General features: G+C 70.0%; 18 protein-coding genes and 1 pseudogene. 8 read left to right on the top strand and 11 right to left on the bottom strand.

Annotated elements, in window-relative coordinates; translation table 11 throughout:
- From HYQ63_RS20330 to HYQ63_RS20310, 5 genes are all read right to left on the bottom strand, one after another.
- Complete coding sequence (locus HYQ63_RS20330; protein ID WP_123103622.1) at positions 1-432, bottom strand: hypothetical protein; 432 nt, start codon at positions 430-432, stop codon at positions 1-3.
- A gap of 137 nt (positions 433-569) precedes the next feature.
- Positions 570-2,015 (bottom strand): hypothetical protein, encoded by a 1,446-nt coding sequence (locus tag HYQ63_RS20325; protein ID WP_257231976.1) that lies wholly within the window; start codon positions 2,013-2,015, stop codon positions 570-572.
- 24 nt (positions 2,016-2,039) lie between these two features.
- Positions 2,040-3,761 (bottom strand): glycosyltransferase family 39 protein, encoded by a 1,722-nt coding sequence (locus tag HYQ63_RS20320; protein ID WP_257231975.1) that lies wholly within the window; start codon positions 3,759-3,761, stop codon positions 2,040-2,042.
- Positions 3,751-5,046 carry a glycosyltransferase gene (locus tag HYQ63_RS20315; RefSeq protein WP_257231974.1) on the bottom strand — a complete coding sequence of 432 codons (1,296 nt, stop codon included), beginning with the start codon at positions 5,044-5,046 and terminating at the stop codon, positions 3,751-3,753. The genes HYQ63_RS20320 and HYQ63_RS20315 overlap by 11 nt, the downstream gene beginning before the upstream one ends.
- Complete coding sequence (locus tag HYQ63_RS20310) at positions 5,043-5,543, bottom strand: GtrA family protein (protein WP_179935242.1); 501 nt, start codon at positions 5,541-5,543, stop codon at positions 5,043-5,045. Before HYQ63_RS20310 ends, HYQ63_RS20315 begins: the two co-directional genes overlap by 4 nt.
- Before the next feature lie 413 nt (positions 5,544-5,956).
- Between HYQ63_RS20310 and HYQ63_RS20305 the strand changes: the two genes are divergently transcribed.
- From HYQ63_RS20305 to HYQ63_RS45665, 5 genes are all read left to right on the top strand, one after another.
- Positions 5,957-7,012, top strand: coding sequence for a S8 family serine peptidase (locus tag HYQ63_RS20305; protein ID WP_257231973.1), 1,056 nt, complete (start codon positions 5,957-5,959; stop codon positions 7,010-7,012).
- 14 nt (positions 7,013-7,026) lie between these two features.
- Positions 7,027-8,100, top strand: a complete 1,074-nt coding sequence (locus HYQ63_RS20300; RefSeq protein WP_179935240.1) for a glycoside hydrolase family 6 protein — start codon at positions 7,027-7,029, stop codon at positions 8,098-8,100.
- A gap of 229 nt (positions 8,101-8,329) precedes the next feature.
- Positions 8,330-8,677, top strand: a complete 348-nt coding sequence (locus HYQ63_RS20295) for a response regulator transcription factor (protein ID WP_179935239.1) — start codon at positions 8,330-8,332, stop codon at positions 8,675-8,677.
- A gap of 8 nt (positions 8,678-8,685) precedes the next feature.
- Positions 8,686-9,960 carry a glycoside hydrolase family 5 protein gene (locus HYQ63_RS20290; protein WP_257231972.1) on the top strand — a complete coding sequence of 425 codons (1,275 nt, stop codon included), beginning with the start codon at positions 8,686-8,688 and terminating at the stop codon, positions 9,958-9,960.
- Positions 9,961-10,173: 213 nt separating this feature from the next.
- Positions 10,174-10,854: a signal peptidase II gene (locus HYQ63_RS45665; protein ID WP_179935237.1), complete on the top strand. Its 681-nt coding sequence runs from the start codon at positions 10,174-10,176 to the stop codon at positions 10,852-10,854.
- Between the two features lie 37 nt (positions 10,855-10,891).
- Here HYQ63_RS45665 and HYQ63_RS46070 read toward each other — a convergent pair.
- The 6 genes and pseudogenes from HYQ63_RS46070 to HYQ63_RS20260 all read right to left on the bottom strand — a co-directional run.
- Positions 10,892-10,966 (bottom strand): annotated as a pseudogene (locus tag HYQ63_RS46070) (zf-HC2 domain-containing protein); the annotation flags it as partial.
- A gap of 65 nt (positions 10,967-11,031) precedes the next feature.
- A complete protein-coding gene (locus tag HYQ63_RS20280; protein WP_179935236.1) occupies positions 11,032-11,586 on the bottom strand; it encodes an RNA polymerase sigma factor in 555 nt (184 codons plus the stop codon).
- Positions 11,587-11,724: 138 nt separating this feature from the next.
- Positions 11,725-12,543, bottom strand: coding sequence for a zf-HC2 domain-containing protein (locus HYQ63_RS20275; RefSeq protein ID WP_179935235.1), 819 nt, complete (start codon positions 12,541-12,543; stop codon positions 11,725-11,727).
- The gene (locus HYQ63_RS20270; protein ID WP_050799946.1) at positions 12,540-13,136 is read right to left on the bottom strand and encodes a sigma-70 family RNA polymerase sigma factor; all 597 of its coding nucleotides are present in this window, start codon (positions 13,134-13,136) and stop codon (positions 12,540-12,542) included. Before HYQ63_RS20270 ends, HYQ63_RS20275 begins: the two co-directional genes overlap by 4 nt.
- A 199-nt stretch (positions 13,137-13,335) precedes the next feature.
- Positions 13,336-14,364 carry a rod shape-determining protein gene (locus tag HYQ63_RS20265; RefSeq protein ID WP_179935234.1) on the bottom strand — a complete coding sequence of 343 codons (1,029 nt, stop codon included), beginning with the start codon at positions 14,362-14,364 and terminating at the stop codon, positions 13,336-13,338.
- A gap of 87 nt (positions 14,365-14,451) precedes the next feature.
- Positions 14,452-16,152, bottom strand: coding sequence for a bifunctional 3'-5' exonuclease/DNA polymerase (locus HYQ63_RS20260; protein WP_179935233.1), 1,701 nt, complete (start codon positions 16,150-16,152; stop codon positions 14,452-14,454).
- Between the two features lie 210 nt (positions 16,153-16,362).
- On the opposite strand from HYQ63_RS20260, the gene HYQ63_RS20255 reads away from it, so the two are divergent.
- The 3 genes from HYQ63_RS20255 to HYQ63_RS20245 all read left to right on the top strand — a co-directional run bounded on the left by HYQ63_RS20255 (position 16,363) and on the right by HYQ63_RS20245 (position 19,247).
- The gene (locus tag HYQ63_RS20255) at positions 16,363-17,460 is read left to right on the top strand and encodes a family 43 glycosylhydrolase (RefSeq protein ID WP_179935232.1); all 1,098 of its coding nucleotides are present in this window, start codon (positions 16,363-16,365) and stop codon (positions 17,458-17,460) included.
- 298 nt (positions 17,461-17,758) lie between these two features.
- On the top strand, positions 17,759-17,992 hold the full coding sequence (locus tag HYQ63_RS20250; RefSeq protein ID WP_179940321.1) for a DUF397 domain-containing protein: 234 nt from the start codon (positions 17,759-17,761) through the stop codon (positions 17,990-17,992).
- Positions 17,993-18,095: 103 nt separating this feature from the next.
- The gene (locus HYQ63_RS20245) at positions 18,096-19,247 is read left to right on the top strand and encodes a site-2 protease family protein (RefSeq protein ID WP_179935231.1); all 1,152 of its coding nucleotides are present in this window, start codon (positions 18,096-18,098) and stop codon (positions 19,245-19,247) included.
- Positions 19,248-19,253 lie beyond the last annotated feature (6 nt).

Below are 19,253 nucleotides of genomic sequence, written 5' to 3'. Positions count from 1 at the left end.
CTACCCACCTCCCTTGAGGACGGCACCCTGGAGTTCGCGGGTGCTGAGTTCATCGCGCCGGCAGTGCGACAGCGACGGCATGACCGCAGCGAGCGGCGCGACCAGCACGTTGTAGTGGCTTCCGATGCGATCGCACACGGCGACCGCCGCAGCGGCGTCCCACACCGCGGCCCAGAAGGCCCAGTCGTGACGCCGGTGGTTCCGGGCCGCGTCCAGGGCGGCCCGGCGCGCGACGGCGGCGGCCACGAGGATGCGGTACCGCTCTTCGTCGGTCGTGGTGCGGTGGACTTCCGCCCATCCCTCGGCGCGGGTCTGGCTGGAGGTCTGCTTCCACAGATCGGCCACCCGGTCGATTTCTTCGGGGGAGAGGTCCTCGATATGGGTCAGGAACTGGAGGACTCTTCGCGAGTTTGGGCCGAAAATAATACTCATAGGACACTCCAGGACGCATGGTACATCTCCGGACTATCGCGAACGTGGGCCCGGGCCCCCGAGGCGGCCGGAAGGACCGGCCGGTCCACGTTCCCGCTCGGGCGTCATCGCCGACGTCACCGGCGTCACCGGCGTACCTAATCGTTCTGTCCGTGGCCCGAGGACATGTTGATGCTCGCCTTGGCGATACCGCCGCTCTTCTGGCCGATGAGCTGGAAGGCGACGCCGTTCTCGTCGGCCGCGGTGATCCGGTACGAGCCCACCGCCGACGCCTTGCCGCGCTCGTCGACCTGGAAGGTCCCGATCTTCCGCTGCCCGGTGGAGCCGGACCCGGCGTACGCGACCACCGTCTCGCCCGGGGCGAAGCCCGCGACGTAGAAGCTCAGCGTGGTGCCCGCCCTGCCGCCGAAGGCGCTGGGCTCGGCGGACGGGGAGTACGGCAGCACCGTGAAGCCCGAGCGCACCACGGCCCGGCTCTGGTCGCCGATCGCCATCAGCGTCTGGCGGCCCTTGAGCCCGAACGGCACGTTGAACGCCACGTCGCGGATCTGGCCCATGCCGTTCGCCTGGGCGGTGAAGGCGGGCAGCCCGCTGTTGCGGTTGATGTAGACCAGCACCCGCTCGCCGGGCGCGAACTTGTTGGCGGACAGCGTGATCCGCTGACCGGCCTTGAGCGCGTACGGCTTGGACTTCATCGACGGGTACATGGCCAGCATCTGGAACGGCGCGGTCGCCGTGGTCTTGCTGCGCTTGCCCACCAGGACCAGCGTGCTGTTGCCGGTCGGGGCCACCCCGACCTTGATGTCCGCGCGGCCCACGCTGCCGCCGCTGTCGGTGTGCAGCGTGGTGACGGGGGTGCCGGTGGTCCGTCCCCAGAACACGTCGATCGACTCGCCGGGCCGGAAGCCATGGGCGCTGACCATGACGACGTCGCCGGGCCGGCCGACCATCTTGTTGATCCGCGCGGTGCCGACCGCACCGCCGGTGATCACCTTGGCCTCGGCCGTGTTGGTGCTGCCGCGCTGCTGGGCGACGAGGGTGGCGGGCCGTCCGCTGTTGGACTCGGGCACGGTGAACCGGGCGTAGATCGAGCCGTAGCGGTCGGTCCGGACGCTGCCGATCGCCCGGCCCTTGGTGTCCGACGCCCGGGCCTTGAGCAGCAGGTCCACGGTGGACTTCTTGTCGAAGCCGCCGCCCTCGACCGTCGCCTTGCCGCCGGGGGTCACCAGGCCCGGGTTGAGCACGATGATCGGGCCGGACGCCTGCGGGATGCGCTGGTTGCCCAGCTTGATGGTCTTGGGCTGCTTGGGCGGCCGTACCTCCTGCCGCTCCTGCGGATGCCCCTTCTTCGGGGCGCCGCCGCCTCCGTTGCCGGTGGTGTCGAGGGCGCCACCGAAGCCACCGCGCGCGATCACCTGCACGAGCGATCCGACGATCGCGAAGACCACGAGAGCGAGCAGGGCCGTCTTCCAGGTGAGCTTCTTCTTGTGCTTGTCGCCCGGGTCGTTCCCGGCCGGGGAATTCTCCTCGTACTCGGGAACATCCCTGTCCTCCGGAACATCCCAGTCGTCGTACTCAGGCATGGCCTTCACCTCCTCTTCCCGCGGCTATTGCACCCGGTAGATTTCGAGCTTGATGTTGCCCTGGATTCTCGACCAGACCCGGTCGGAATTCTGGAGGGCCTTGAGAATCCAGTTCTCGCGCCCGTCGGCGTTGTTTGTCGCCATCGACTTGCGCATCTTGTTCGACATGATGATGTAGTCGATGTTCTGCCATCTCTTTTTGAACAGCTTGTCGCGCACATCGGGGTCGGATGCGGCGTTCCAGTGGGAATGCGCGTACGGGTAGAACGGGCGCACATCGTGCAGCTCTCCCCATAGGTCGTCGTCCATGATGATGCGCGCATTGGACGGGACGTGTTTGCGCACCCAGGCGATCTGATCATGCTGCATTTTGGTGAGGTTCAGCTTCGACTGGTACTGGTCCGCGATTTGTACGACGCCCTCGGTATTGGTGTGCACCAGATATCCGGAGGACGGTGACATCAGCAGGACGACCGCTACCAGCGAGGGCGCACCGACCCGGACGAGCGAATGGGCTCCCCGCATGAAGCGGTTCTTGAACGAGGCCCTCAGCAGCCGGTCCACGGCCATGCCGATGCTCATCGCGAACATGGGGATCAGCGGGGTGACGTAGAAGTCCAGCACCACGCTGCCGCGCAGCAGGTAGAAGGTGTAGCCGAAGGCCAGGGTCCCGATGATCAGGTAGCCCAGGTTGCGCTGCCGGTCCCGCAGCCCCCACCACAGGCACAGCAGCATCGCCGCGAACCCGGCGATCAGCATGAACGAGTCGCGCATCAGCCAGCTCGTGTACAGCAGCCCGTCGTGGCTGAGCAGGTTGCCCTGGCTGCGGTTGAGCTGCCACCACAGGGTGTAGAGCAGCGAGACGTGGTCCGCGGGCGGGTTGTTCAGGTCGAAGTCGAAACTGCTCGGCAGCAGCTCGTTCTTGAGCAGCGCGTACGTCACATAGGCGCCGATCGGGGCCGCCGCGGCGAACGGCCAGAGCGTCCGGAGGAACCGGTGGCTCGGTGACCCCTTGATCCGCCGGTAGAGCAGATAGATGAAGCTCGGCACGAAGAAGATCGCGTTTTCCTTGGTGATCAGCGCGAGCCCCAGGGCCATCCCGCCGCCGAACACCGACCTGATGGTGGTCTCCCGGCGCAGCAGGGCGAACAGGCTCAGCAGCAGCCAGAACATCATCAGGTTGTCCAGCAGCACCTGGCGCTGGTAGTAGACCGCGATCGGCGAGACGTTGAAGAAGAACGCGGCGATGGTGGCGGCCAGCACGCTGCCCGACAGCCGCCGGGTGATCTCGAACAGCAGATAGACGCTCGCGACATGCACCACCAGCATCAGGAAGCGACCGGTGTTGATCGCGTTGCCGAACGTCTCGAACTGCTGCGGCAGCGGGAAGACCCAGCCGGCCAGCGTGATCCAGCCCGCCGGGGCGTGGTCGTAGTCGTAGGTGTACGGGGACAGGCTGGTCTCCCGCACCAGCGACCAGGCCCGCTGCATGTAGATGCCCTCGTCGGTGAGGTAGAGGGGGTAGCGGAACAGGTGGTAGCCGTGGGTGAGCGCTCCGGTCAGCAGGGAGACCGCCAGGGCGATCTTCCCGATGTTCCCCAGCGGCGGGAACCAGCCGCGCTCCACGGAGAACCGGCGGCGGCGCCGTGCGGGGGGCCGCTGCGGGGCGGCCCGATGCTGGTCGACGTCCTGGTCGACGGTGACCGGGTTCGAGGGTGCCCGGCTGGGCACGGGGTCATGCGACACGCGACTCCGCCTCCTCGGTCGAGCCCCGGTGGGCGCCCACGTGCTGTGTCTTCTCCCAGTCGTGGCGGCCGGCCACCTGCCGCCGCATGGCCCGCAGCGCCGCGTACGCCAGGACCATCTGGAACGGGAACCAGGCGATCGCCATCCGGAGGACGGCCTTCGGCGAGGCCTCGAGGCCATGGGCGTCGGTGAACTCGTACAGGCCGACCATCTGCACCAGGAAGTGCGCGACCAGCAGCAGTACGGGCAGATACGAGCAGAGCGCGATCAGGACCGGCACCTTGAGGATCAGGATCATGCCGAGCGAGATCGGCAGATAGAGGCCGAGCAACGCCTGCCCGCGCGGGAACACCAGCACGTAGAAGGCCAGCCAGCGCTGTTTGCGCGTCGGCATCTTCTTCCACGTGCCCTTCTTCAGGGTCTGCATGAACCCCTGGCTCCAGCGGGTGCGCTGCCGGATGAAGTGGCCGAGGGTGGGCGGCGTCTCCTCCTTGGTCACATACCGGTCGTCGTAGACCACGCGCACCCGCTCGCCCATGGCCGAGATCCGCAGGCCCATGTCCGCGTCCTCGGTGAGGTTGCGGTCGTCCCAGCCGCCGAGCCGCAGCAGCAGTTCGCGGGCGAAGAAGACGGTGTTGCCGCCGAGCGGGATGGAGCCGTGGTGGGCGTGGTAGTGGAGCCGGCTCTTGAACCAGAAGAAGTACTCCAGGACGTTCAGCGTGGAATACCAATTGGACTGGTAGTTCATGAGCTGGACGCCCGCCTGCACCACCCGGACCCGCTCCTTCACCATCACGGTGTTGACGAGCCGGAATATCTTCGGGTGGATGTCGTCCTCGGCGTCGAAGATGGTCACCACCTGGTTGGCGGTCTGCGGCAGGGCGGTGTTGAGCCCGTGCGGCTTGTTGATCGGCCCGTCGTCGAAGACCACGACCCGCACGTTGTGCAGCCCTTCCCGGGCCAGCTGGTCGATCTTCTCCTCGGCCTTCTTCACGGTGCCGTCGTCGTCCTGTGAGCAGATCACGAAGACCTCCAGCAATTCGGCCGGGTAGTCGGCGCGCACCACTCGCTCGATGGTGGACTGGATGACGTCTTCCTCATGCCGGGCGGGCAGCAGCACGCTGAAGGAGAGCCGCGGCGGAATGAAGGTGTCCGGCGCCCTGGCCTTCCGCTCGGCGTCCCGCCGGTCCCAGGTGTAGAGCATGAGATAGAGGACGTGGGTCGACTGCACCGTGAGCAGGATCGAGACCAGCACCAGCACCAGATAGACGATGGGGATAATCATCGGCTCCGCCTCCCCCATACCCATCCCGTACTACAGGCGAAGTTGACCGCGAACGCGGCGGAGATGCCGAGGCAATTCGCCAGCAGGAGATACATTCCGGAGCGGACCAGCGACCAGACGAGAACGACGTTGACCGCGAGTCCGCCCAGTACGGATACGTTGAACTTGACGAAACGTCTGGCCGACGGCGTGTGCACGGCGAAGGTCCACCGGTCGTTGAGCAGATAGTTGTGGACCACGGCGAGTTCCACCGCGATGCCGGACGCCACCAGAAGCGGAAGCCCGGCCCAGTGGTAGAGCGCGAAGAGCGCCACCGAGTTCACCAGCACACCGCCCCCGCCGACCACCGCGAAGCGCAGCGCCAGACCGGGCAGACCCGACAGCCTTTTCCGCGGCGAGGGGACCCGGACCGGGCACCCGTTTCGCCTGTCGGTGGCCACGTCCGCTCGATCGCCCGGCTCTCCCGCGCGCTCACTGAACGTTCGGAAACGCTGCATCGCGACTCCCTCGACAGGAGGCTCTTATCGCCGTCGCGTCCCAGAGTGCGTCACCCGCAAAGGAGGTAGTACCCGCGCCCGGGGGAGCGGTGAGTGCACCTTCGGCGGACCTCTTTCCTCCCCCATTTCGGGGAGAGCCGGTTTTCCGGGCTCGAACCTTTCCCCCGAAGAGGGGAACGGCGGATCCCTCGCCCGCGGGTGTCAGTACTTCCGGGGGCTGCCCAAGATGAAAGGGGCCCGACGGCCTTGCGTCCCGTGCGACGAGAGTAGGTGACGTAATGTCAGGTCACGTGATGTCACGCCATCCATTCGCCGGCCGGGCCGGAGCGGTCATCGTAGCGATGGCCCTCGCACTGGCCACGCCGGCTGCGGCAAGTGACGCCGCGGCGAGTGATTCCGACAGCAGCGGTGCGTTGCACGATTCCGAATGGGCGCTCACCGCGCTCAAGGCGGAGCGCGCATGGAAATACAGCAAGGGCGCCGGAGTGACCGTGGCGGTCGTCGGCACCGGAGTGGACGCGACCCATCCGGATCTGCGCGGGCGGGTCGCCGCCGGAAAGGACTTCGCGGGCAGCGGCAGCCCCGTCACCCGGGACGACGGAAACGAGGACGAACAGAGCACCCACGCCGCGGGCATCATCGTCGGCACCGGCCGCAACTACCGCGGCGACGGGGTGTACGGGCTCGCGCCCCGGGCCCGAGTCATGCCCCTCGGGGTGTACCGCAATGGAAAGCCCCAGGTCACGGCCACCGCCCGGGCCATCCGCCATGCGGCGAGCCATGGCGCGCACATCATCCACGTGGCCGTGTCCTTCAAGCGCCCGAGCGCCGACCTGAAGTCCGCGGTGAAGTACGCCGCCGGGCAGGACGCCGTGGTCGTGGCGGGCGCCGGTGACAACGGCAAGGACGGCAACCGGCCCACGTACCCGGCCGCCCTCCCCGGCGTCGTCGCCGTCGTGGCCACCGACAAGAAGGGCGCCGTGTGGACCTCGTCCCACCACGGCGGGACCATCACGCTCGCCGCGCCCGGCGTCGCCATCCTCACCACCGCGGGCAACAACGACTACTGGACCGGCGACGGCACCGGCTACGCCGCGCCCTGGGTCGCCGCCGGGGCGGCGCTGCTGCGCTCGGAACACCCCCGCTGGAACTCCCGCCAGATCGTGCGGAAGCTGATCGACACGGCCGACCGGAAGGGCTCCGCGGGCCACGATCCGCGCTACGGCTACGGGGTGATCGCCCCCGCCAAGGCGCTCGCGGACCGGGCCGCACCGCCGCCCTCCGCCGAGCCCACCGCGGCCCCCTCCCCGCACCGCACCAAGGCGGCCGCCGCCTCCGAGGCGGCCGGTGATACATCCGCCCTGGTCACGATAGGGGTGGTGGCCGGTGTGCTGGTCGTGCTCGCGGTGCTGGCCGTGGTGCTCATCAGCCGCCGCCGCCCGCCGCCCGGCAACTCCCACAACGGCTGACGGCGGAGCCGGCGATGTTCACCGGACCACGCGACCGCGCCGACCGGGCCCGCCCGCCGGTGCGGTCGCGCCGGACCGCATGGCTGAGCCGCGGCATGGCCCAGGTGCTGGTCATGGTGCTGGTGGCCGAGGTCGTGATGGCCGCCGCCACGGTGCGTACGCTGCTGAAGCCCTCGGACACCCATGCCCTCGCGCCGTCACTCCCCGTAACGAAGCCGTTCTATCCCGCGACGACGCGCTTCTACACCGACCCGCACAACCCCGCCGCGTCCTGGGTGCGCGCCCATCCGCGCGACCGGCGGGCAGCGGCCATCCGCAAGCGCATCGCCGCCCAGCCGCAGGCCGCCTGGTTCACCGAGACCAACGAGTCGCTGGTCGAGGAGCGGGCCCGGGGCCTGGTCGGCACGGCCGCGGCCCGGCGGCGGCTGCCGGTCCTGGTCGCGTACGCCATCCCGCAGCGCGACTGCGCGCAGTACAGCGCCGGCGGCAGCGGGGACGCGGGTGTCGCCTACCGGCGCTGGATCGACGCCTTCACCCGGGGCATCGGCGACCGGCCCGCCCTGGTCGTCCTCGAACCGGACGGCCTCGCCCACCTGGGCTGTCTGCGGAAGCGGCAGCGCGCGGAGCGGTTCGCCGCGCTGGCGTACGCGGCCCGGACGCTCCACGAGCGGGCCCCGCGCGCCCGGGTCTACTACGACGCCGGGAACTCCGGCTGGCAGCCCGCGCGCACCATGGCCGGGCGGCTGCGGCACGCCGGTATCGACCGGTACGGGGACGGCATCGCGGTCAACGTCTCCAACTTCAACGCCACCGGCGACGAGGTGCGCTACGGCCTGTCCGTGCTGCGGGAGCTGCGCCGCCCCCGGCTCGGGGTCGTGGTCGACACCAGCCGCAACGGGGCGGGGCCTGCCGCCAAGCACCAGTTCTGCGATCCGCCCGGCCGCAAGCTGGGCCGGGCCCCCACCGCGGCCACCGGGATCCCCGGGGTCGACGCCTTCCTGTGGATCAAGCAGCCGGGGCAGGCGGACGGCTGCGCGGCCGGTGCGGGCGTCTTCGTCCCCGGCTACGCGTACCGGCTGACCGGCTGAGCCTCCTCCCAGGGCCCCCAGGAACCACCCCCGCAAAACGGACATAACCCATATAAAACGGCCGAATTCTGCTACCTCAACTGAGGTAGTCGGAATTCGGCCGTTTGGCGTGCCCTGAATTCCTGCAATTGAGGTATCCAGATTTCGGCCATCCGTACGGTGTTTCGAGCCCCGGGCTTTTCTAATGTCGGTGAGCGACAGGACAAAAAAGCCCGAAGGAGCTCCATCGATGCAAAGAGTTCTCGTCGTGGAGCACCACACCCAGGTGCTGAGTGCTCTCGCCGATCTCGTGATCGAGGAGCCGGGACTGGAGTTGTCCGGAATTGCCGGATCGGCCAGGGAGGCAATTTCTCTGGCGCGTGAAGCGCAACCGGATGTGGTGCTGATCGATGTGGACGAGCCCGGCTGGAAGGCCCAAGGGCTGGACCGCCTGATCGGCGACCTCCTCCCGCAGGCGCGGATTGTCCGGCTGACCGCCGTATCCGACCCCTACTTGGAATGCCTGGAATCTCCGACGAACACCCCCAGCATCCTCAAGACCGAAATACGCGAATTCCTCAGGAGTATCACCGAATGAATTCCCCCATGGACCAGAACAACGTCCCGACCAACCCCGAGACCACCGAGACGAAGAGCGTTCCCCGCTCCCGCCGTCTGCGCATGGGTATCGCCGCGGCCGTCGTCGCTGTCGGTGCCGTGGGTGGCACCGTCACGGCGTTCGCCATGAATGGCGACGACGCGGGTTCCTCGTCCTCGGCCGCCCCGGGCAAGCCCGCCGGCTCGGACGTGGAGTTCCCGCTGTCGACCAAGAAGGGTGACATCGTCGACTCGAACGGCAAGAAGGTTGTCCTGACCGGCGTGAACTGGTTCGGCTTCGAGACCGGTACCTTCGCGCCGCACGGCCTGTGGACCCGTAGCCTGGATTCCATGCTGGACCAGATGGCCAAGCAGGGCTTCAACACCATGCGGCTCCCCTACGCGAACGAGATGTTCGACGCCAAGAGCAAGCCCAACGGGATCGACTTCAAGCAGAACCCCGACCTGAAGGGCCTCACCGGCCAGCAGATCATGGACAAGGTCGTCAAGGGTGCCACCGACCGCGGCATGATGGTGATCCTGGACCAGCACCGCCCCGACCAGTACAGCCAGAGTGAGCTGTGGTACTCCCAGAGCCTCACCGAGAACAAGTGGCTGAGCGACTGGGTCAAGCTGGCCAAGCGCTACAAGAGCAACGACCGGGTGATCGGCGCCGACCTGCACAATGAGCCGCGTGGCCAGGCCACGTGGGGCGACGGCAACAAGAAGACCGACTGGCACATGGCGGCCACCAAGGCCGGTAACGCGATCCACAAGGTCAACAAGAACTGGCTGATCTTCGTCGAGGGCACCGACCGCCACAAGAACGAGCAGTTCTGGTGGGGTGGCGACCTCCAGGGTGTGAAGAAGCACCCGGTGAAGCTGGACGAGGGCAACAAGGTCGTCTACTCGGCCCATGACTACGGTCCGGGCGTCTTCAACCAGAACTGGTTCCAGGCGAAGGACTTCCCGAAGAACATGCCGGCCATCTGGAAGAAGCACTGGGCCTACGTCAAGCAGCAGAACATCGGTCCGCTGCTCCTGGGTGAGTTCGGTGGCCGCAAGACCGCTGGTAACAGCAAGGAAGCCATCTGGCAGAACGCCCTGATGGACTACCTCAAGAAGAACCAGATCAGCTACACCTACTGGACCTGGAACCCGGACTCGGGTGACACCGGCGGTGTGCTGAACAAGGACTGGAAGACCCTCGACAAGAACAAGATGAAGATGCTGTCCAAGTACCAGATGCCGATGCTGGAGCCGAAGGGGAAGGCGTCGGAGTGACCCCTCCCGGCACTGTGCCGAGCATGGTGATGTGACAGCGAGGGCCCGCAGGCAGCCGCCTGCGGGCCCTCCGTCATGTCCGTACCCACGGAGATGGTCGGGAAAGTCCCGAAAGTCTCGTATGGAGGGAAGCGGGACGTGCTCCCGCCGGGTTTCCTCCCTGGGCCCCGACCGCGCCCGTGGACCGGGCCCCGGCATTCAGGGAGGCCCGCCATGAACCCCCACCCGCACACCGGCCGGCTGCTCTTCCCGCTGGCCGCGCTCCTGGTGGTCGCGGCCGACCAGGTGAGCAAGGCGCTCGCGCTGGCCGCCTGGAGCGGTACCTCGGGGCCGCAGGCCCGGATGGGGCCGTTCCGCGCGCTGCTGGTGCACAACGCCGGGGTGGCCTTCGGGCTGGGGCACGGCCGCCCGGTGCTGATCAGCATGATCACCCTGACCGGCGCGGTCGCCACGCTGGCCGCCGTCTGCGCGGGGCTGCGGGCCCACCGCCGGGGCCTGGCGTTCGGCATGGCGCTGATCGCCGGGGGCTCGGTCGGCAACGGCGCCGACCGGGTGGCACGGCCGCCGGGCCCGCTGCGCGGCGCCGTGGTCGACTGGATCACGGTGGCGGGGCGCGGCCCGGTGTTCAACCTGGCCGATGTCGCCCTCGTCTCCGGGACCCTGCTCACCGCGGCCGTGCTGCTGTGCTCGGCCGCGCGACGGCCGTACGTCAGCCCCCGGCCTTGGGCACCGCATTCGGCCCCGTCCCAGGCCCCGAACCCGATCCCGGCATCCGATCCGGGTCCGGCCCCGGCTCCCGGGTGCTCTCCCGCTCCGCGATCGAGGCCGCGAACTCCTTCAGCCGCGCCAGCGCCGCTTCGTCGGTCACCCCCCGGGAGGCCAGCTCGCTGGTGATGCGCTGGTAGAGGGACAGCTCACGGGCGCAGGGGTGGCACTCCGCCACATGGGCCCGCACCCGGCCCGCGTCCGGCGCGTCCAGTTCGCCGTCGAGATACGCCTGGAGCATCGGCGCGCCCACCGGGCACTCCCTCGTCCGGCGCCGTTCGGTGTCGCGCCACCATGTCCATCGGCTCATGCCTCACCTCGCTCAGGTTCCCGTCCCGTGCGCCCCGCGGCCATCAGCTGGTTCCGGATCCGTTTGCGGGCCCGGTGCAGCCTGCTCATCACCGTCCCCTTGGGGACGTCCAGCACCTGCGCCGCCTCCGCGTAGGACAGCCCGTCCACATGCACCAGCCGCACGACCTGCTGGTCGCGGAGCGGCAGCGCGGTGAACGCGGCGTCCACGGCCTCGTCGAACGCGGTGTCCACCACCAGTTCCTCAGGGGTGGCGTCGCGGGCCGGGGAGAGCCGTTCCAGCTCGGTGTCCGGGTCGTCGAGCAGGCGGGGCCGGCGCTGGCGGCGCCGGCTCACCTCAGCGTGCCGCATGATCGTCAGCAGCCAGGCCCGTGGATGTCTCCCGTCAAAACGGCCGACTGCCCGGTACGCCCGTAGTAACGTGTCCTGCACGAGATCTTCGGCGTCGGCGCGCTGAGCGGTCAGAGACATCGCCACGCGCAGCAGCACCTCGATCTCGGGCAGCACGTACTGGCTGAACATGCGTTGCTGATGGGCGTCCGGGTCAGCCACGTGTGCCTCCTCGGATCCGGACCCCCCGGGGACGCGAAAGCGACATATCACACCCTGTGTAACATCTCGCTCACAGCGCCGCACGGGATGGTCGGCGATCCGAGTGGCACAGCGGCCAGGAGCCTCGGGCGGGGCCGGTTACGCCTTGATGGAGACCAGACGCTTGCCGTCGCTCGTACGGACCTCGAAGCGCTCGATGTCGTCGCTCTTCATGCCCGCGCCGCCGTGCGCCCACAGCGGATCTCTGGCCATCTTCGTGGGGCTGTTCTCGATCCCGTAGCCCCGCTCCGGCACGGCCCAGGTCATCATGGTCTGCTCATGACCGTCCTTGGAGACCGCGATCAGGCTGCAATTGAGCGGGCCCTTGACGTTCTTCAGCCGCAGCACGGCGTCGACGCCCCACATCTTGTCCTGCATCGCGACCGCCGCCGACACCTTGGTGGTCGGGTCGGTGCCCTCCATCTTCATCGGCATCTCGGCGAAGAGCGCCTTGTCGGTCGTCGGGCTCGCCGCGACGGGCGGGTTCGCGTCGGAGCCCGAGGTGACGGCCATCGTGCCGAGCGGTCCGCCGACGATCAGGGCGGCCGCCGCCGCGACCAGGTAGAGACCGCGCCGCTTGCGCTTGCTGCGGGCCGCGGCGACCTCGCCCACCATGCGGTTCAGCAGGGCGGGGCCGGGCTTGGCGGTCAGGGTGTCGATCGCGGTCGGGGTGGCGGTGAACGCGTGCGGGGTGTGGCCCGTGATCGCGGTGCGGCCGGGTGCCCCGTGGATGCCGGGGATGTCCGCCGCGAGGTCCGCCAACAGGGGTTCCAGGCCGGTCAGCTCGTCGAGCTGCCGACCGCACTGGTCGCAACCGGCCAGATGCTCCTCGAAATAGGTGGCTTCCGCCTCGTCGAGCACGCCGAGCACATACGCGCCAACGGCGTCGTGTCCCGCGTGGTGCGCCTGCGCTGTCATGCCGTCACTCCTCTCTCCTCAAGCGCGAGCTTCATGGAGCGCAGCGCATAGAAGACCCGGGACCGAACCGTCCCGCTGGGTATGCCGAGCGTTTCCGCCGCTTCATTGACCGTACGGCCCTTGAAGTAGGTCTCGACGAGCACCTCGCGATGGGCGTCGCTGAGGTCGTGCATCGCGTCGGAAAGTGTCATCAGCCGTAGTGCCCGGTCGATCTCGTCCTCCGCCGGCATCAGCTCCAGGGGAGACGGGTCGACCTCCTGGGGCCTGGCCTGCCTGCTCCGGTGCCCGTCGATGACGATGCGGCGGGCGACCGTGACCAGCCAGGGCCGGATGGAACCGGTGGCCCGGGACAGCTGGTCCGCATTCCGCCAGGCGCGGACCAGAGTCTCCTGCACGACGTCCTCCGCGCGATGGCGATCGCCCGCGACCAGACGCAGTACGAACGCGAGCAACGGTCCGGCGTGCTCCTGGTAGAGCGCACGCATGAGTTGCTCGTCCGGTGTACCGCGCTGCGATCTGGACGGACGCTCATCGGCCACGGCGGCGTCGTCGTGCACCAGAACCTCCAGGACAGGACCTGAGTTGGACAACATCAACTGACGACTCCCGGTCTGTGCCCCGGGGGGGTTGGGTGGCCATGTCGGCCTCTTCCTCCCTTCGTACGGACGGGAGGGGGCGGCCACTCAACGCGTCGGGAAGAAAGTTCCGATCAGTTCCTGGAGTTGCCCGGAGGGAGAGGCGGGGGAGAGGTGGGTGAAGGGTCCTCAGGCGACGGTGCTCGGGTAACGGTCCTCAGGTGATGGCCGAGCTGAGGACATGGGGCTGGACCTTGCCCTCCAGCATCGCGCCGAGCCCTTCCACCGCGCACACGCCCGGGTTGTCCGCGATGTTCACCGGGACGCCGGTCGCCTCCCGCAGCAGGGTGTCCAGACCGGGCAGCACCGCGCTGCCGCCCGCGAGCATGATGCCGCGGTCGGCGAGGTCGGCCACCAGATCGGGCGGGCAGCGGCGCAGCACGGCGCTGATCGCGTCGAGGACGCCGGTCAGCGGGGTGCGGATGGCGTTGCGTACGCCCTCCACGTCGATCCGTACGGACCGGGCGAGCCCGGTGGCCACGTCGCGGCCGTGCACCTCGGTGCCCAGCGAGGCGAGCGCCGTGTCGCCGAGGACCAGGTGCAGCGGGCGGACGGCCTGGCTCGGCAGCATCAGCGCGTGTGCGTTGCGCAGATGCTGGACGACGGCGTGGTCGACCGTCTCGCCGCCCACCGGCACCCGCTCGGCGGCCACGATCGAGCCCAGCGACAACACCGCGACCTGGGTGGTGGCCGCGCCGCACACCACGATCATCGTCGCCTCGGGCCGTTCCACGGGCAGCCCGCAGCCCACGGCGGCGGTGATCAGCGTGTCCACCAGCTCGACCCGCTTGGCGCCGAGCCCGGCGAGCGTCTCCACGGCGGCGCGCTGGGCGAGCGGATCGGCGTCGTGCGGTACGCAAACGGCGGCGCCCGGCCGCGGCTTGCGGCGCCAGGCGCGGCGCAACTTGTTGCCGAGGAGCAGCCGCAGCATGCGCTGAGCCATGGCGATGTCGACGACGGTGCCGCCCGCCACGGGACGCACCACCCGGATGTGGGCGGGTGTACGGCCCGTCATGCGCTCGGCGAACGCCCCGACCGCGATCACCGCGCCGGTGCGGGTGTTGACGGCGGCCACGGTGGGCTCGTCGACGATCACCCCGGTGCGCTTGAGGTAGACGCGGGTCCTGGACGCTCCGAGGTCCACGGCGATGGAGCAGCGACGCAGCCGCTCGAGGCTGATGCTCATGTGGCCATCGTGTGCGGCCGGACGCGGCCGCTGCCTCCGGAGGTGCGCCGGTCGGGCGAGCCCCCCTCCGTCTCGGCCGCCCCTTCGCTAGTCCTTCGCGTCCGCGTAGCACTCCACTGCCGCCACCGTGAGCGGGAAGCGGACCGGGGTGGTGCCGAAGGCGATCGTGCCCGCCGCTTCGCCCGCCTCCGCGATCGCCTGCCGCACCGCCGCCACCTCCGGCTCCGGGCAGTGCACGATCACCTCGTCGTGCTGGAAGAAGACCAGCTCGGCGCGGAGTCCGGCGGCCGCCAGGGCGCGGCGCAGCGCCGCGAGCATCAGCACCGCCCAGTCGGCGGCGCTGCCCTGGACGACGAAGTTCCGGGTGAAGCGGCCGCGGGCGCGGGCGCTCGGCGTGCTGCCGTAACGCGGCTCCTCGTCCAGGTCGCGCGGCAGGCCCGCCTCGTCGGCCGGGTCGGTGGCGGCGCCCCCGGCCGGTGGGCAGGTGCGGCCCAGCCAGGTCCGTACGAGACGGCCCTCCTCGCCCGCGCGGGCCGCGTCGTCCACGTACGCCACGGCCGCCGGGAAGCGGCGCCTGAGCGCGGCGAGGTGCTTGAGCCCGTCGCCGGAGGTCTGCCCGTAGACGGCGCCGAGCAGCGCGAGCTTGGCCTGGTCGCGGCGGCCCGCGAAGGCGCGGTCGGACAGCTCTGCGTACAGGTCCCGGCCGGTGCCCGCGACCTCCATCAGACCCGGGTCGCGGGAGATCGCGGCGAGCACCCGGGGCTCCATCTGGTCGGCGTCGGCGACGACCAGCCGCCAGCCCGGGTCGGCGACGACCGCGCGCCGCACCACCCGGGGGATCTGGAGGGCCCCGCCGCCGTGGGTGGTCCAGCGGCCGGAGACGGTGCCGCCGGGCAGGTATGCGGGGCGGAAGCGGCCGTCGCGCACCCAGGACTGGAGCCAGGACCAGCCGTGGGCGGTGTGCAGCCGGTACAGCTTCTTGTACCGCAGCAGCGGCTCCACCGCCGGGTGGTCGATCTCCTTCAGCTCCCACGCCCGGGTGGAGGTGAGCGCGATGCCCGCGCGCCCGAACGCCCGGATGACGTCGGCGGGCAGATCGGGCCGCACCCGCACCCCCTCCCCGAAGGCGCGGGACACCTCGTCGGCCAGCTCGGCCATCCGCCGCGGCTCAAGACCGCCCGGATAGCGCTCGCCGAGCAGCTCGTCCAGCAGTTCCCGGTGGCGGTCGGCCCGCCAGGGCACCCCGGCGCGCCGCATTTCGGCGGCGACCAGGGTCCCGGCCGATTCGGCGGTGGTCAGCAGCCGCATCCGGTCCGGGTGCTCGGCCGCCCCCGTACGGGCCAGCTGCGCCTGGTACACCGCCAGCAGCGCGTCGAGCGGGTCGGTGCCGGGCGGCAGCGGCGGCGGGCCGGGCTCGAAGAGCGACGGCTGGGTCTGGGCGGCCCGCACCGGCGGGTCCTCGGGGACGGGCAGCCCGCGCAGCCGGGCCCAGGCCGCGGCGAGCGAGCGCGGGGCGCCCGAGCGCCCCTCGTGGCCGAGCAGCAGCGCCTCGGCCGCCTCCACGTCGTAGCACCGTTCGACCCGGACCCCGGCCGCCAGCAGCCGTGGGTAGACCTCGGCGGTGGACCGCCACACCCACCGGTCGGCCTCCGGGCGGGACCGCACGGCCTCGGCGATCCCGCCCCGCGCCGCCGGGACCTCGACGACCGGTCCGGCGGCCTTTCCGGAGGCGTCGAGCGGGCAGAGACGAACACCCCCGTCGTCCGTCTCTGCCGCTGCCCACCTCATGACCGTGAGTCTGGCAGGGGGGTCTGACAACGCCCCGACAGCTGCCGGACAGCGGCCCGACGCGGCCCCGGGCGCAAGGGCGGGCGTTGCGCGAGGGGTTGACCCTTCCCCCGGGTGGCTCTACGGTCCGTTCGCAATGACGGAGCGTGTTCGAAATATCGACCGGGCGTAGCACGTGGCTGCCCGGGCCCTCGAACCCTGGAGCCTTCCATGACCCGCATCCGCACCAGAGCGCTGCCGCTGCTGACGGCCGCGCTGCTCGCGCTCGTCGCCCTGCTACAGACGGGCAACGCCTCCGCCGCGAAGGCCGAACCGGCCGGTTCTCCGGGGGTGAGGGCCGGGAGCTTCACCAATCCGGTCGTGACGCAGAACGGCGCGGACCCGACGATCATCCGCTACGCCGGGTACTACTACCACCTGGGCACCACCTGGGCCTCGCACTGGGAGATGCGCCGGTCGCCCACGCTCGGCGGGCTGAAGACCGCGGCGCCCACCACCGTGTACCGCGAGACCGTGGCGTCCCGTTGCTGCAACTTCTGGGCGCCCGAACTCCACCGCCTCAACGGCCCGAACGGGCTGCGCTGGTATCTGACGTACAGCGCGGGGGTGTCGGCGAACATCGACCACCAGCACGTCCATGTGCTGGAGAGCGCCGGTTCCAACCCGCTGGGCCCGTACACGTACAAGGGCCAGGTCGATCCGTACGGCGACAACCGCTGGATGATCGACAGCAGCTATCTCTCCCTGCCGGACGGCCGCCTCTACATGCTGTACTCCTTCTGGGAGGGCGGTTCGCAGAACCTCTACGCGGTCCGGATGAGCAACCCATGGACCCCGACCGGCGCCGGTGTCCGCATCGCCACGCCCTCCTACGCCTGGGAGAAGTCGGGCAGCGCGGTCAACGAGGGGCCGGTCATCCTCCAGCACGGCGGCCGGACCTTCCTCACCTTCTCCGCCTCGCACTGCGACACCCCGGACTACAAGCTCGGCCTGATGGAGCTGACCGGGAGCGATCCGCTGGCGGCGGGCGCGTGGAAGAAGTACGCCAACCCGGTCTTCCAGCGCAATGACGCGGCCGGGGTGTACGGACCGGGCCACAACTTCTTCTTCCCGTCGCCCGACGGCAAGGAGGTCTGGATGGCCTATCACGCCAATGCCAAGGCGACGGACGGCTGTAGCGGCACCCGTACCACCCGGGCGCAGAAGGTGAACTGGAACGCGGACGGCACCCCGAACTTCGGCGCCCCCGTCTCCACCTCCACCGCCCTGGCCGAGCCCTCCGGCACCCCGGCCGCCCTGCGGCGCTGACGGACGCCCGGCACACCTGACGAACCTGACGACGAGGACGCCCCGCGGGCCAACCCGCGGGGCGTCCTCGTCGTCTTCTTCCATGACGGCTTCTTCCATGACGTCGTCCATGACGACTGACCCGCTCGGGTCGGGGCAGAAGACGCCGTGCTCACGTGATCACACGACGTGCACGTGCATATGCTCATGCATTTGCCCATGCATACGTAAAGAAACGCGGCTATCATCCGAGTCAGTTGACAGTTGCACTAATGCACGAACAGTGGAGAGCCCTGTGCGCGACCACCCGTACAACGGCATGGCGGCCGCGGACCTCCAGGGGGTCGTCTGGCAGAAGAGCAGGCACAGCAATTCCCAGGGGTCCTGTGTCGAGTTCGCCAAGCTGCCAGGCGGTCACGTGGCCGTACGGAATTCCCGCTTCCCGGACGGACCGGCGCTCGTCTACACCCCGGCCGAGGTCGAGGCGATGCTGCGCGGCGCGAAGGACGGGGAATTCGATCACCTGGTGCACGACCCGGTCGGCCGGGCGTGAGAGCCCGCGTGAGAGCCCGCGCGTGAGAGCCCGCGCGTGAGGCAGGCGCGTGAGCGACACTGGTATTGGTGGGGGTCGTTCTGATGTGAGACGGCGATGAGCGATGAACGGCTCGGTCCGCGTCGGACATGTCCTCGGGGTGCCGCTGCGCATGCACTGGAGCGCCCCCGTACTGATCGTCCTGCTCGCCTACGGACTCGGCCGCGAGACGCTGCCCGCCTGGACGCCCGGCCGGACCGGACTCGTGTACGCGGTCGCGAGCGTGATCGGCGCCCTCCTGCTGATGGGGAGCCTGCTGCTGCATGAGGCCGCGCACGCGGTCACCGCGCGCGGCAAGGGCGTATCGGTGGAGGACGTCACGCTGTGGGCGCTCGGCGGCATGACCCAGATGGGGCGGCCGCGCACCGCCGGGATCGCGCTGCTCGTGGCCATCAGCGGCCCGCTCACCAGCCTGGCCATCGGCGGTGTGGCCGTGGGCGCCGGGATCGGGGCCAACGCGCTGGCCGGGTGGGGCGTACCGGCGGCGGTGCTGATCTGGCTGGGCTGGGCGAATCTGCTGCTGGGGGTGTTCAACCTGGTGCCCGCCGCGCCGCTGGACGGCGGCCGGGTGGTGCAGGCGGTGCTGTGGTGGCGTACGGGCGACCGGGAGCGGGCGGAGCGGGCGGCCGGGCGCAGCGGCCAGATCTTCGGGGTGCTGCTCATCGCGCTCGGCTGGTTCTCGTTCGTCCGCGGTGAGGGCGGCGGGCTGTGGATCGCGCTCGTCGGGCTGTTCATACTGGTGATCGCCAACGCGGAGCGGCAGCGGGCCGGTGTCAACACGGCGCTGCGCGGGGTGCGGGCGGGCGACGCGATGTCGTCCCCGGTCGCGACCGGCGCCGACTGGCTGCCGGTGGGGCGGTTCATCGACGAGGTGGCGGCGCATTCACGCCACTCGGCGCTGCCGCTGCTGGACTTCGAGGGCAGGGTCAGCGGTGTCGTGGAGCTGCGCGCGCTGGCGGCGGTCCCGGCCGGGATGCGGGAGGAGCGGCGGGTGCGCGAGGTGGCGACGCCGCTGTCGCGGTGCACGGTCGCGACGTCGGACGAGCTGCTGAGCGAGGTGCTGGAGCGGGCCCGGCCGGGGGCCGGGGGGATGCCGGTGCTGGTGGTGGACGACGGGCATCTGGAGGGGATCGTCACCTCCCACGATGTGTCGCGCCTCTTCCAGCTGCACTCGCTGGGCATCACGACGGCGCCGCCGGAGGCGACGCCCCACTGAGGCCGG

This window comes from Streptomyces sp. Rer75, from assembly GCF_013414305.1.
Classification (GTDB): domain Bacteria; phylum Actinomycetota; class Actinomycetes; order Streptomycetales; family Streptomycetaceae; genus Streptomyces; species Streptomyces himastatinicus.
Note: the sequence above shows the minus strand (reverse complement) of the source record. Positions and strands in the feature narration are given on the sequence as shown.